At 58.0% G+C, this 13500-nt stretch carries 10 protein-coding genes; 5 read left to right on the plus strand and 5 right to left on the minus strand.

Annotated elements, in window-relative coordinates:
- Positions 1 to 170: 170 nt before the first annotated feature.
- Positions 171 to 665 (minus strand): hypothetical protein, encoded by a 495-nt coding sequence (locus tag K0A93_08245; protein ID MBW6512089.1) that lies wholly within the window; start codon positions 663 to 665, stop codon positions 171 to 173.
- A gap of 122 nt (positions 666 to 787) precedes the next feature.
- The gene (gene hrpB / locus K0A93_08250; GenBank protein MBW6512090.1) at positions 788 to 3244 is read right to left on the minus strand and encodes an ATP-dependent helicase HrpB; all 2457 of its coding nucleotides are present in this window, start codon (positions 3242 to 3244) and stop codon (positions 788 to 790) included.
- Positions 3245 to 3316: 72 nt separating this feature from the next.
- Here hrpB and K0A93_08255 point away from each other — a divergent pair, with 72 nt between their 5' ends.
- Entirely contained in the window at positions 3317 to 3589 is a 273-nt protein-coding gene (locus tag K0A93_08255; GenBank protein ID MBW6512091.1) for a hypothetical protein, read from the plus strand.
- A gap of 4 nt (positions 3590 to 3593) precedes the next feature.
- Here K0A93_08255 and K0A93_08260 read toward each other — a convergent pair whose 3' ends face one another.
- Positions 3594 to 4766, minus strand: a complete 1173-nt coding sequence (locus tag K0A93_08260; GenBank protein MBW6512092.1) for an aminotransferase — start codon at positions 4764 to 4766, stop codon at positions 3594 to 3596.
- A gap of 188 nt (positions 4767 to 4954) precedes the next feature.
- Positions 4955 to 6091, minus strand: a complete 1137-nt coding sequence (locus tag K0A93_08265) for a M20/M25/M40 family metallo-hydrolase (protein ID MBW6512093.1) — start codon at positions 6089 to 6091, stop codon at positions 4955 to 4957.
- A gap of 181 nt (positions 6092 to 6272) precedes the next feature.
- Here K0A93_08265 and K0A93_08270 point away from each other — a divergent pair, with 181 nt between their 5' ends.
- From K0A93_08270 to K0A93_08285, 4 genes are all read left to right on the plus strand, one after another.
- Complete coding sequence (locus K0A93_08270; GenBank protein MBW6512094.1) at positions 6273 to 7589, plus strand: peptidoglycan DD-metalloendopeptidase family protein; 1317 nt, start codon at positions 6273 to 6275, stop codon at positions 7587 to 7589.
- A complete protein-coding gene (locus tag K0A93_08275; GenBank protein MBW6512095.1) occupies positions 7589 to 9331 on the plus strand; it encodes an aldehyde ferredoxin oxidoreductase family protein in 1743 nt (580 codons plus the stop codon). Before K0A93_08270 ends, K0A93_08275 begins: the two co-directional genes overlap by 1 nt.
- Entirely contained in the window at positions 9325 to 10491 is a 1167-nt protein-coding gene (locus tag K0A93_08280) for a class II aldolase/adducin family protein (protein ID MBW6512096.1), read from the plus strand. Before K0A93_08275 ends, K0A93_08280 begins: the two co-directional genes overlap by 7 nt.
- 466 nt (positions 10492 to 10957) lie before the next feature.
- Positions 10958 to 12583: a PAS domain S-box protein gene (locus K0A93_08285; protein MBW6512097.1), complete on the plus strand. Its 1626-nt coding sequence runs from the start codon at positions 10958 to 10960 to the stop codon at positions 12581 to 12583.
- A gap of 22 nt (positions 12584 to 12605) precedes the next feature.
- Here the strand turns inward: K0A93_08285 and K0A93_08290 are convergent, their stop codons facing one another.
- Positions 12606 to 13451, minus strand: a complete 846-nt coding sequence (locus K0A93_08290; GenBank protein ID MBW6512098.1) for a hypothetical protein — start codon at positions 13449 to 13451, stop codon at positions 12606 to 12608.
- Between the last annotated feature and the right edge of the window lie 49 nt (positions 13452 to 13500).

The following is a 13500-nucleotide window of genomic DNA, read 5'->3' on the forward strand; positions in this document are numbered from 1 at the left end:
AACCAACTGTGCTGTAATTGTAAATTTCATGCGCAGCTGTTGCGCCTTTTTTGCGGCTGAGGCACAGCAAGAACAGAAGGTGGGAGAGCCGGGGGGGGGCACCTTTGGCGCCCATGCAAAAGGACTCCGGCAGCAAGCCGCAGTTGCGTTGTGGCGATGGTGGCGGGGTGCTATTTGCCCGACAATACCGCAGAACCGAAGCTGAAATGATAGATTGCGAAGCTGCCATCGAGGTCGAGCAGTCTGATATTGAGCAGGGCGTCGCCATTTTCGTAGACGGTTTTGACTGAATATTCGATGATCTTCTGCGTTGTGCCCTTTGCAGTCAGCCGTGTATCGGTTTTTTCGAAGACGGGCGTATCAACGCGCTGAAGTTCTCCCAGTTTTGAAAAGAAATTGATCATCGTCAGAAAGTTATTGTCAGGAATATTCTGCAACGCTTCTTCCGCCATCAACCCCTTGATCTGCTGCGGATTCCATTGCGATAACTCGGGAATGATTTTGAGCAGATACGGGACAGCGGTGTCACGGTACTGCTGCCCTTTGTAATTGTTGTAGATAGCCGAGCCGGCAAAAACAGCAATCATGACGACAATCCAGATAGCGATAAAGAGAGCAAACGTTTTTATGGACATTTTTTTCAAAGGGGGCAGGGCCTGCGTCATGAATGAACTCCTTGGTGTGATGTCGCCGCGCTAAAAGTGATGGCTTAGCGACCCATCTCATTCTTTTTTGCGAGTGCATCAAAAGTGAACCTGTTTATAACAACCTCCCCATTCAATAGCAATCAATTCCTGTGCTGCTTTGTGCGGCGCGTCGGCACCGCCAGCCACGGATCGTCCGGCCAGGGGTGTTTGGGGTAGCGGCCCTTCATCTCTTTTTTTACGTCAGGATAAACGTCTTTCCAGAATGTCCGTAAATCCTGGGTCACCTGTAACGGTCGGCCTGCCGGGGAGAGCAGGTGCAGTACCACTGGTTGGCGCCCGGCAACGATACGCGGGGTGTCGACGCTACCGAACATTTCCTGCAGTTTAACGGCAAGAACTGGCGCACCGTCCGACGGATAGTCGAGGCGGATGTCGGCGCCGCTTGGCACGGTGATGTGCTCGGGGGCGAGCCGCTTGAGTTCGGTGCGTTGCTGCCAGTTGAGCCGGTTGTTCAGGGCGGCGACGAGATCGACTTTGGCAAAGTCGACTCTTGTCCCGACCGTGTCCAGCAAGGGGGCCAGCCAGCTTGACGCCGTGTCCAGCAGCGCCGCGTCATCCATCGGCGGCCACCCCTCGTGCGCTGCGCTACGTTGCAGAAACGCCAGCCGCGCACGCAACCGTTGCGCCGGAGCGTTCCAGTTCAGCACACCGAGGCCATGCGTATGCAAGCCGTCCAGCGCGGCGGCGCTACGTTCTTCCGCCAGAGCCTTGATCGGGCGTTCCTGAAAGACGAGTGCCCACAGCCGCCGGACCTCGCGGGCCACGACCCGTTCTTCGCGCTCATCCCAGATGACTTCACGCCGCCAGGCCAATGCGGCGGGATAAAGTTCCTCAATGACTTTTCTCTCCAGCGGCACGGCCAGCCGAATTTCATCCTCCGTACCGGGCCTCCCGACACAGTCGATGGCAACCAGCCATTCGCTGCCAAGCGGAGCACTTCCTGAACGCAATGTCGCGCCCCGGCCATTGGCAAGGAGATAATGATGATCGGTAGCAGGGCGCCGCCGACCGATGCGATCAGGCCAGGCGCCAGCGAGCAGCCGGGCAATGACTGCCGGATCACGCAGTGGACGCTGGTTACTGCCGAGTCGGAAATGTTGCTGCCAGTAGCGCCGTTCCCGGTCAAGGGTGGTGTCCGGTTGGCTGTCGATCGAGGTAAGTGCCGTCGTAACATCAGCGCTGGCGGCAAGGTCGCGCCGCGCGTTGAGCAAGGTCACCAGCTCAATGCCGAGGGGCAGCTGCTTTTCATCCTCTGCCGCCAGCAACAATCGAGCGCTGCGCGGATCGGTGGGCAGTGCCGCCAGGCGCTTGCCGAGCGGGGTCAGGGCATCACTGGCGTCGAGTGCGCCGAGCAGACGCAGCAGTTTGCGCGCGGCATTCAAACGACCTGGGGAGGGCGGGTCGAGCCACGCCAACTGTCTGACCTCGGTGCTCCCCCATGCGGCGAGTTGAAGCGCCAGCGAGGTCAGATCGGCGACACTGATTTCCGCCGGGGCAAAGGGGAGCAGTGCCCCGTGGGTGCCCGCGCTCCACAGCCGGTAACAACGTCCCGGCCCGAGTCGTCCGGCGCGTCCGGTCCGCTGCTTGGCACTTGCCTTGGAGATGCGGACTGTCTCCAGAAGGTTGAGACCACGTTGCGGGGCGAAGCGCGGGCGGCGCTCAAGCCCGCTGTCGATGACGACCTCGATGCCGTCGATGGTCAGGCTGGTCTCGGCAATATTGGTTGCCAGCACCACCCGGCGGCGTGGGCCGGGGCGAATGGCCGCTTCCTGCTCGCAAAATGGCAGGTTGCCGTAGAGCGGGCGGATGTCGATATCCGACAGATTGCGCAACCGGTCGGCGCAGCGGCGAATCTCTCCCGCACCGGGCAGAAACACGAGCAGATCGCCACTGGTTTCCCTCAAGGCGCGCTGCACGGCGGCGGCGGTCCAGACCGCCGGGTCACGTTCGGGGTCGCGGTCCAGGTAGTGGATGGTGACCGGGAAGCTGCGGCCGCTGCTGGTGAGTAGCGGTGCCGCGAGTAACGTGGCGACCGGTGTGGCGTCAAGGGTGGCGGACATGACCAGGATTTTCAGATCGGCACGCAGATTGAGCTGAACATCGCGGCACAGCGCCAGAGCAAGATCGCTGTTGAGGTTGCGTTCGTGAAACTCATCGAAAATCACCAGACCCACGCCGTGCAGCTCCGGGTCTGTTTGCAGACGGCGGGTGAGGATCCCCTCGGTGACAACCTCGATGCGGGTGGCCGAGGATACCTCCTGTGCGTAACGAATCCGGTAGCCAACGGTCTCCCCGACCTGTTCGCCGAGCTGTTGGGCCATGTAGCGTGCGGCGTTGGTCGTTGCGAGTCGGCGCGGTTCAAGCATCAAGATTGACTGGCCACGCAGCCAGTCCGCGTCGAGTAGCGCCAGCGGCACACGGGTCGTTTTTCCGGCCCCGGGGGGCGCTTGCAGCACGACAGCAGAATGTCGCGACAGGGCCTCCTGCAACTTTGGCAGGATGGTGTCGATCGGCAATGAGGGGAGGGCGTGCGTCATGAGCAGCAGTTTGCCACAGCCGCGCGTGATGGTCACGGCTTTTTCTGTGCCTGCCGGGAAACTGGATGGGCCGTGGTCGAGATTTTGACAGCAAGACAGTGGAATGGTGAGGAGAGTTTTGACGAACTCTCCGCCCTTTTACGTGCCCCCCCCTCACCTACATCGGGGGATTATTTATCGGAAGCTCTGGCACCCTTCATGGAGGCCTTCCAGAGTGCCCTTGGCAAACGGGGTCTTTCGCGCAAACTCTATGTCGACGACAACGGCTCGGCCTTCCGTTCCCGCCAGCTGGAGTATAGCGTGTGGATGAGGGGGGCGATGAGTTGCGGCGCTGACGCGGGGTAAAGAGTTACAACGAAAATTCGCGAAAGCGGTGTGCGGCCTCCGGAATCTGCTCATCATCGATATTGCCGAACGCCAGGCGCAGATACCCCTCAAGGTTTGGTCCGAACGCTTCTCCCGGCAGGCAGATGATGCGCGCCTTTTCGACCAGAGCCCTGGCGACTTCGCGACCGTTGTGTCCGTTGAATGGATGCTTCACCCACGCAAAAAAAGCGCCGCTGGCAACAATCGTAAAGAGGTTGTCATCATCGCCGAACTCGGTACAAAAACGATCGTGACGCCGGTTCATCATTTTGCGGTTACGTGCCACCCAGTCGTCGAGATGTTCACAACCGAACTTGATTGCGGTCTGGCTGATACGTGGTTGGCAGACCACCATACTGTCCTGAACTTTAAGTGCCTGACGAATAAAAGCCGCCGATGCCACCAGCGCTCCGGCTCGATACCCGGTGAGGGCGAAGGTTTTGCCGAAGGAGAGCAGCTGGATGAAGTGATCACCCCACTCCTCATTGTTAAACAGCGCATGGGGCGGCTCGTCTTCAGGCAGGAAACAGTGATAGGTTTCGTCAAGAATCAGGGCAATATTGTGCGCGGCGGCCAGTTCGTAGAGGCGCTGAATCGTCGCGGCCGGGATCACTGCGCCGGTCGGGTTGCTCGGGGTCACCAGCAGCAGGGCGCGAGTGCGGGGGGTGATCAATTGTTCCACTTCGGCCAGATCAGGTTGCCCGGCACTTTCCGGATTGAAGGCGGTAAAAACGGGGCAGACGCCGAGCGCAGCGAGGGCCATGGGGTGGTCAAAGTAAGCGGGGGATTGGACGATGACCTCGTCACCGGCCTGACAAAGGGTCGTGATCGCCAGCCAGAACGCCTGACTGGCACCGATCGAGAGACAGATCTCGCTGGTTTCGGGGCCGTTGCCGTACAGCGCCCGCAGCCAGGTCGAGACGGCCATACGCACCTCCGGGAGTCCTTCGTCGGGGGTGTAGCGAGCGATGAGCGGATCGGTCAGCCGTTCGCGCAGATGCCCGGTGAGTTCTTCCGCTGTCGGCCAGCTCGGTACGGCCTGACACAGATCGATCAGCGGTAACGAACTGGCCGGGGCGTTTGCCAGCCAGTTGTGAACTTCGGTGATCGGCGGAAACTGTACCACCTCAATCGATGAAGAAATTTTGAACTTCATGTGATTACCCAACGCTCAATCTTGTTGATGTATCAAGCCTGATGCACTCGCAAAAACTCATGGGATGGCTAAGCAAAAATTTCGTCCTACAAGGCCTGGTGGTTTTTCAGGGGCGAAGGCCTACATCAGGTAGGTCGAGGTCCTGAAAAACCGGCGTAACGCAGTAGAGCGGACTTTTTGCGACGCCATCAAGCCTGGCGAATAACTTCTACCAGCAGTTCGGTCACGCGTACCATGTCGGCCACGGTTACCTGTTCTTCAATTGTATGAACCTTGTCCATGCCGGTGCCCATAATTACCGTTTCGATACCGTGTTCATTGAAAATATTGGCATCGGAACCGCCTCCGGCGGCGAGGACGTGCAACGGTCGATGGAGCGCGGTTGCGGCGTTCCGTACCAGATTGACGATGTCGGCATCGGCAGCGACGTTCATCGCCGGGTAGTCACCGGAAATAGTGTGGTGGATCGTGGCACGGAGGCGTTCGCCGTCGATTGTCACCGCCAGTTCGTCCGCTGCATCTTCCATGCATTTCAGCATCATGTTGGTTTGACGAGCAAGTTTGAGTGGATCGTGACTGCGCGCTTCCCCTTCGAGCACGATGCTGCGTGGAATGATATTGCCCGCGTCCCCGCCGGCGATGATCCCGATATTGGCGGTGGTTTCCTCGTCGATGCGCCCCAGGGGCATGCGGTCGATCCCGCGGGCGGCGACGCGAATGGCGGAGAGCCCTTTTTGCGGGGCGATTCCGGCGTGTGCTTCACGGCCGATGATCTCAAAATGCAGCTTGTTGGCGGCGGGAGCGCGTGCGACGATCCGGTCGACGCCGTTGGTATCGAGGGCCAGCGCGCGACGGGCGGTGAGCAGTGTGTAGTCGAGATGTTTGGCACCGACCAGCCCGATTTCTTCACAAACGGTGGCGACGATCTCCAGGGTAACGTGAGGGATGTCATTTTCGCGGAGAACTTCGAGGGCTTCGATGATCTCCGCGATGCCGGCCTTGTCGTCGGCACCGAGGACGGTCTTCCCGGCACTGGTAAAGATTCCGTCGCGCAGCACCGGTTGAATCCCTGCGGCCGGACCGACCGTATCGAGATGAACGGCGAGAAGCAGCGCTGCGCCACTTTTTCGGCGGGCCGGAAGGCGGGCGATCAGGTTGCCACATTCGCTGCCGATAGTCGTGGCGGCGGTGTCGAAAATCACTTCGGCGTTGAGCTGCCGCAGGCGTTCAGCAAGATAAACGGCCATCGCCCCTTCACTGCGGGCGGGGCTGGAAATCGCTGACTGACGGGCAAATTCGGCGGCAAGGCGTGTAGTGTTGATCATCGGTTCACCGTCGGTTGCAAGTTGGTGAGGGACATATAGCGACGCGTCAGATGTACCTCATCCAACGCGGATTTGCAAGTCCGACAGCAGTCATTCTGGACATTAGGCAGAAATGTATGTTAATATCACTAATTAATTATCAGGTTTGTACGATGTTCATTTGAGGATGTAAGGATGTTTCATGATTGAGTCCCCTTTTCGCCCGCGTCGCGGCAAGCGTAATTTTTGGACACGCCGCCGCTCGCGCAAACCGCTCCTGTTTCTTGTCCTCGCTGCGGTCGGGGTGTTTTGGTTGGTGCTCGAACAGCTCCCGCCGCTGATCGAAGCGCATACCGCAGTAGTGGAAGTTGCTCCGCCGCCTGTTCCGGAGCTTCGACGCGAATGGCATGAAGGGGAGATTCAGCCGGGTGAAACAGTCACCAGTCTGCTCGGTGAACATCTGACGGCGCAGGAAATTTATCACCTCAACCGCGACAGTCGCGACATTTTCCCCCTTTCGTCCCTCTGTGCCGGGCAACCGTACAAGATTTGCCTGACCGAAGGGACATTCTCCCGCTTTGAATACGATATCAACGCCAACGAACAGTTTATTGTTGATCGCACGGCCGACGGGTTTGCTATTACGCGGCAGGATATTCCTTATGATGTTCGGGTTTCCTCGGTGCAGGGAGAAATCCGTTCCAGTCTCTTCGAAGCCATGGCCGAGATTGGCGAAAGTGCCGAATTGACGATGGCGCTGGCGGATATCTTTGCCTGGGATATCGATTTTGTTCGCGATATTCGCTTTGGTGATGCTTTCCGGGTGCTGGTTGAACGCCGCTATCGCGATGGCGAGTTTTCCGGTTACGGACGGATCCTTGCGGCTGAATTTACGAACAATGGCAATGCATACGATGCCTTCTATTTCAAAGATGGTGATCTGCACGCATCGTACTACGATTCGAAAGGGCAAAGTTTGCGTAAAGCGTTTCTGAAAGCGCCCCTTTCTTTTTCGCATATTTCTTCCGGTTTTAGTAACAAGCGTTTCCACCCGATTACCAAAACCTGGAAATCGCATCCGGCGATTGATTATGCCGCTGCGACCGGGACACCGATCAAGGCGGTCGGCGACGGCAAGATTAGCAAGATCGGTTACACCAAATACAACGGCAACTATGTCAAAATACGCCATAACGATACCTACGAAACCCTTTATCTGCACATGAACAAATTCGCTCGCGGGATGCGACAGGGAACCAGAGTCGCGCAGGGACAGGTGATCGGCTATGTCGGCAGCACCGGACTGGCGACCGGTCCGCATCTGTGCTTTCGCATGTACAAGCGCGGTACCCCGGTGAACCCCTACAGTGTTCGACCCCCATCGGTAGCTCCGGTCAGTGATGCAAACCTGACAGAATTCAAAGCGCACATCACTCCGTTGATCGCCCACCTGCAACGGCTGTCGGACCCGAGTCGCGTTGCCAGCGCGGGCGCAGAATCCAGCCAGAGTCTCAACTGATGTTCGGCTGGCACGGCCGCCTGTTGCAGGTTGATCTTTCTGCCGGTCGTGCTCGAACCGAATCCCTCCCCGAGGAATGGCTGCATCATTATCTTGGTGGCCGGGGGCTCGCCGTCCGTTTGTTCCGCGATTTTTTCCAGATTGAGCCATACTCCCCTGAAATGCCCCTGCTTTTTGCCACCGGTCCGCTCGGTGCGACGGCGGCGCCGACTGCCGAGCGCATGGCGGTGGTGTCACGTTCACCGTTGACCCGCACCCTGTACGATTGTTCGGTTGGCGGACGTTTTGCCCAACAGCTCAAGTGTGCCGGATTCGATGTTGTGCAGATCGACGGGCGTGCCGCTGTTCCGATGGTTCTGGCGATCACGCCGTCCGGTGCCGAATTGCTCCCTGCCGACAGCCTCTGGGGAAGCACTGTTTCGACCACGATTGCGGCGCTCAACGGGCGCGGCAGTGTGGTTGCGATCGGCCCGGCAGGGGAGCACCTTGTCCCTTTCGCCACTATCGTCACCGACGACGGCAACGCGGCGGATCGTGGTGGTCTCGGTGCGGTGATGGGGAGCAAACGGCTGAAAGCGGTGGTGGTCAGCGGTGCAAAGTTGCCGGAAATCGCCGATCCGGCGCGATTCGAACGCGCGCACAATGACATCCTGCGCCTGTTCCGCGCCGCGCCGGTCCTTTTCGGAGAACTCGGTCTCGGCGCGTACGGGACGCCGACGCTGGTCGATCTGCTGGCGCAGCGGCGCATGACCCCGACAGAAAATTTTTGCAAAACCTTTTTTGCCGCCGCGGCCAACTATTCCGGCCCGGCGCTTCGGGCCGCCTGTACTCCCCATAAAGTCGGCTGCTGCGGCTGTCCGGTCCAGTGTCAAAAAGTTACCGCCGACGGTGCCTATCTGCCCGGATATGAAGCGCTCTCGCACTTCGGAGCGCTCAATAATATCGGTGATCTTACGGCGATCATCACGGCTATCCGGACGTGCCACGAGCTCGGGCTGGATCCGGTCAGCGCGGCAGCAACCCTGGCGACCTGGGGGGAAGTGCGGGGGGCGTTTCCGACGGCGGCCGAACTGGTTCCGTTGCTCCATGATCTGGTCTGGCGGCGCGGAGCAGGGGAGCAGTTGTGCGCCGGTTCGCGACAACTGGCGCTGGCCGCCGGAAAACCGCAAGTATCGATGAGTGTCAAGGGGTTGGAGTTGCCAGCCTATGACCCTCGCGGCGCTTACGGGATGGCGTTGGCCTATTGCACCAATAACCACGGGGGCTGTCACCTCGGCGCCTATCCGCTTGCTCATGAGATTCTCCGCAAACCTGCGCCGACCGACCGTTTTTCGTTCGCTGGCAAGGCACGAATGATTAAAATCGCCGAGGACATCAATGCCGCTATTGATTCGCTGGTGGCGTGTAAATTTGCTTTTTTAGGGGCGGGCATCGAGGAGTATGCAGAGCTTCTTGCCGCCGTCACCGGGGTGGACTTTACCCCCGAGCGGCTCAAGGAGATTGGCGAACGTATCTACCTGACCGAACGCTGGTACAATGATGTCAACGGTTTCAGTGTGATCGATGATTGTCTTCCTGAACGGTTTTTCCGCGAGGCGGGGAGTAGTGGTGACGGGATCGAGGTGCCGCCGCTTGACCGGGCACGCTTCGATGAAGAATTGCAGAAATACTACCGGATGCGCGGCCTCGACGCGCACGGGCGTTTCGTTGATCGTAACTTTCTGGTTTCCCTGCCATGCTGAGTCAGCTCGACAAGTATCTTGGCAAACTGCACCGTGATGCGCTGGTCAAGCCGCAGCGGGCAGCGTTGCTGGTCAAGGATGACAAGCTGCTGGCGCAGGGTCCCGCCGATCTGAGCTCGCTTGGCGCGGCGATCCTTGAGCGGATCAACGTCCTGGCGCTGGCGATTGCCGAACCGCTTCTCCCCCTCACCGATCTGTTGATTCGGCGTGCGGCACCTGATTGTCGCACGTTGGTTCCCAGCGACACCGAAACCCGGACCTTTCTGCATGATATCCCGCTGGTCAGAAAGACTGAACTTACCACCGGTGCCTCAGCGCTGCTCGCCGACCTGCTCGGTTCGCGCAAAGGGATTATCGTTGAAGGGGTGGGGATCGTCACCACCGGTGCGATGACCCCGGAAATGGCCTACATCAACTGGTCCTCGGTCTGGCACGCGGTCTTCGTCAAATATCTCAGCGATCTGTTGACCACGGGCATCCGTTCACCGGACGATGAGCTGATGGTTGCGGCATTGCGCGAACAGTACCGGCGACCGATTACGCTGGCCGATTGCTGCGTCCGGGCAACGCCGCCGGTCGAGCGCAGTGAAATCTATGCGCAAATCGAGCGCATCGGGCGGTGTACCGTTGATCTGCAACTGGTTGATTCCGCCTTCGGTAATATCTCCTGGCGTGACGGGGGGATGATCTACATCAGCCAGACCGGCGCGAGTCTTGACGAACTGGCAGGGTGTATTGACCCGGTCCCCTGCGACAATTCCTCGACTGTCGGCCTGACTGCATCGAGTGAACTGCTGGCGCACCGGCGTATTTATGAGGCGACCGGTGCCCGCGCTATCCTGCATGGTCATCCGAAGTTTGCAGTCGTGCTCAGCATGCTCTGTGCAGAGACCGGATGCGAGAATATAGACTGCTGGAAGGACTGCCCGAGGATACGTTTCCTCGCTACAACACCGATTGTGCCAGGTGAAATTGGCGCCGGTGGTCTGGCCGACAAGGTTGCGCCGGTGATCGGGGCGGCGGGAACAGCACTGGTCTATGGTCACGGCGTGTTTACCCTCGGTCGTGAGCATTTTGGTGAAGCACTGGAACGTTTGGTCGCGGTGGAAAACTGGTGTCGGCAGGAGTATTTCAGGCGCCTGGTCGTGCGCATGACGTGATGCAAGATAATTATCAGCTGCCGGTTGCGTTTTTTTTCTCGGCATTTATCATTGATGGCGTCGCAAAAAGTCCGACCTACGGCGTTATGCTGGTTTTTCAGGACCTCGACCTACCTGATGCCGGCCTTCGCCCCTGAAAAACCACCAGGCCTTGTAGGACGAAATTTTTGTTTAGCGACTCACGCCCCGTGGGGCGAATTTTCATAGAGTAACTTCAATTTTCTAAAGAATGTGATTTCAGATAGTTACCTTGAAGTTACTCAGAAACCATCTCATTCTTTTTTGCAAGGGCATCAATGTTATTCCTCTCTCCCCTTAAAGTGACTATTTGATGGTTTCCCGAGTGCGACTACTGTTGTTCCTGTTGCCGTTTTTATGTTGCGGAGTAGTGTCCTGGGCCTACGCAGGCGAAACGGATTCGTCGCCTAGGTCAGTGTCGCTGACGGCGGAAGAGCAGTCATGGTTAATGCAACATCCGCTGGTGCGTGCAGACATCAGTCACGACAATATCAACCTGAAGGAAGTTGTCGGCACAGCGTTGGTTGTCGCACTGTTGCCCCTGTTATGGATTATTCAGTTGCGTCTGGCGGTGCGGCGGCGAACCGCCGATCTGCGTCAGGAAATCACCTTGCGTCAGGAGAAAGAGAAGGAACTGAAGCAGAGCATGGAGATTATCCGCGATGCTCACCAGCGCCTGCGGATTCAGATTAAACGGATGCCATTGGCTTACATCGTCTGGGACACCGCCTTCTGTGTGGTGGAATGGAATCCGGCGGCAGAGAAGATGTTTGGCTGGTCTGCCGCTGAAGCAGCAGGGCGGCATGCCTACGATATATTTGTTTCTCAGGCAGTGCAGCCGATCATGGAGCGGGTATGGAAAGAACTGCTCGCCGGTGACGAGCAGAATTTTTTCGAAAGTGAGATGTTCAACAAGGCAGGCAACCGTTTGATTTGCGCCTGGTATAACTCACCGTTGCGCGCCCCCGACGGAGAGATCGTCGGGGTCTTGTCGATGGTGCGGAATGTGACCGAACGCCGTCGTGCCGAAGAAGAGATGCGGATGCAACTTGAGCAGTTGAGCGTTGTTTTCGACGCGATCAACGCGGTGGTTTATGCTGCCGACCTGAATAGTCACGAATTGCTCTACCTGAATCGTCAGGGCGAAAGTCTCTTCGGCGCCGACTGGACCGGAAAAAAATGCCACGTTTTGCTACAGGGGCAGAACGAGCAATGTTCTTTCTGCAACAACGACTTGCTAGTCAAGGACGGTGTACCGCAGGAATCTTATGTCCGGGAATTTCGCAACAAGGTAAACGGTCATTGGTATCGTTGTATCGACCGGGTGATTCGCTGGCCTGACGGGCGACTGGTGCGTGTTGAAATCGCCTTTGACATAACCGACAACAAACAGATGGAACAACTCAAGGATGAAATGATTTCCTCGGTCAGCCACGAGATGCGTACGCCGTTGACGGCGATCCTTGGCTATGCGGAGCTCCTGCTTGACAATGATCCTGCCCCTGATGCGCGGGCAACTTATTTAAAGACGATTTTTGATGAAGCGGAAAAACTCAACCAGATGATCGAGGCATTTCTGCATTTGCAACGCCACAAAGCCCGACAACATCCGCCGACCTTGCGGCCGTTCGCGGTGCGCGAGTTGCTGGTCGAGGCCGTCAAGCATTTTCGCGTGACGAGCACGGTCCACCAGTTTCAGATCGACTGCCCCGAAGATCTGCCGATGATCCGTGGCGACAAGGAACAGTTGCGGCAATTGTTTGACCATCTGCTCGGCAACGCGCTGAAATTTTCTCCAGCTGGCGGGTTGATTACCCTCGGCGCACGCTGGCGCGAGGAGCGGATCAATCTGTGGGTTGAAGATCAGGGAGTGGGGATTCCCGCCGACCGGACAAAGAAGGTCTTCGAGCGCTTCTACCGGGTGGATAACAGCGATCGTCGCCAGTTCGGCGGTGCCGGTCTTGGTCTGACTCTGGTCAAGGACATTGTCGACAGCCACGACGGGCACTGCTGGATTGAGAGTGAAGAAGGTCGCGGAACGACGGTTCATGTGACCTTGAATGTTGCTGACTGAGATTTTTACCGACAAATCATCTTCAATCGGTCGTTGCTGCCTTGATCTGTCCGACAATGTGTCCCGGAATCACCAGCCCCAACTGAATCAGATAACGGGTGCCGAGATCGACAGGAAAGGCATTCGCCAACGTTCCGCCGAGGTACGTCCCGTAAGCGGGATAAAGCGTGCGGTAGGCGGACTTTTCGTCAGCCAGCTGTTCCTTGTCACGCAGATAGCCGACAGCGTCGCCGGTGGCCTGCGCTTCATGCCAGAGGGCGACACCGGGGAGGGCGTAGATCGCTGAATAAAGCCCCTTGCGTGCCCGATTGAAGAGATCCTTGGCGTGCCCTCCTTCGTGGATGGCGATGACCGGCAGATCGGAATAGATGCTGATGGTGTTGGTATAGGGGTTATAGCTGTCCCCGCCGAAAACCCGCCCAGGGAAGATCGTGTACATCGATGTCGTCAGCACCCCGAGGGTGGCGCGCCAGAAGATATGCAACGAACGGTTTTTAAACAGCCGCCGCCATTCCGCGCCAGGGGCGTATTGATTGATGCGTACCTTGACGTTTTGTAAATCGTTCTCCTGCAAGTACGATTCCAGTGCAGCTGCGGTTTCGGGCGCAATGTTGTGGTTGCCGACCCGCCAGTTGAAAAGAATCAACTTTGATGGCAACGAATAAATATTGCCGAGAACATCGAGTACAATATTTGGCCGACCAGTTTCAATCTGTGGCGTGTCGCGCCAGATTGGCAGGTTGCGTTCGGTCTGCAGTCCCCCGTACTGGTAGGGAACCTTGGCACAGCCGCCGAACAGCAGGGCGATGGTTGCCAGGAGGAACAGCGTAGAGCGTAGCCGGTTCGCGATGGGGGTGAAATGAATCATGGTGATCTCCTGTCAACGATTAACGCAATTGGGTCACTATATCAGGGGG

The organism is Desulfuromonadaceae bacterium (genome assembly GCA_019429445.1).
Taxonomy (GTDB): domain Bacteria; phylum Desulfobacterota; class Desulfuromonadia; order Desulfuromonadales; family JAHYIW01; genus JAHYIW01.

Excerpts from the sequence above, each read along its gene's own strand:
- K0A93_08245 (MBW6512089.1), bottom strand. The coding sequence starts at position 665 with ATGACGCAGGCCCTGCCCCCTTTGAAAAAAATGTCCATAAAAACGTTT.
- hrpB (MBW6512090.1), bottom strand. The coding sequence starts at position 3,244 with ATGACGCACGCCCTCCCCTCATTGCCGATCGACACCATCCTGCCAAAG.
- K0A93_08260 (MBW6512092.1), bottom strand. The coding sequence starts at position 4,766 with ATGAAGTTCAAAATTTCTTCATCGATTGAGGTGGTACAGTTTCCGCCG.
- K0A93_08265 (MBW6512093.1), bottom strand. The coding sequence starts at position 6,091 with ATGATCAACACTACACGCCTTGCCGCCGAATTTGCCCGTCAGTCAGCG.
- K0A93_08270 (MBW6512094.1), top strand. The coding sequence starts at position 6,273 with ATGATTGAGTCCCCTTTTCGCCCGCGTCGCGGCAAGCGTAATTTTTGG.
- K0A93_08275 (MBW6512095.1), top strand. The coding sequence starts at position 7,589 with ATGTTCGGCTGGCACGGCCGCCTGTTGCAGGTTGATCTTTCTGCCGGT.
- K0A93_08280 (MBW6512096.1), top strand. The coding sequence starts at position 9,325 with ATGCTGAGTCAGCTCGACAAGTATCTTGGCAAACTGCACCGTGATGCG.
- K0A93_08285 (MBW6512097.1), top strand. The coding sequence starts at position 10,958 with ATGCAACATCCGCTGGTGCGTGCAGACATCAGTCACGACAATATCAAC.
- K0A93_08290 (MBW6512098.1), bottom strand. The coding sequence starts at position 13,451 with ATGATTCATTTCACCCCCATCGCGAACCGGCTACGCTCTACGCTGTTC.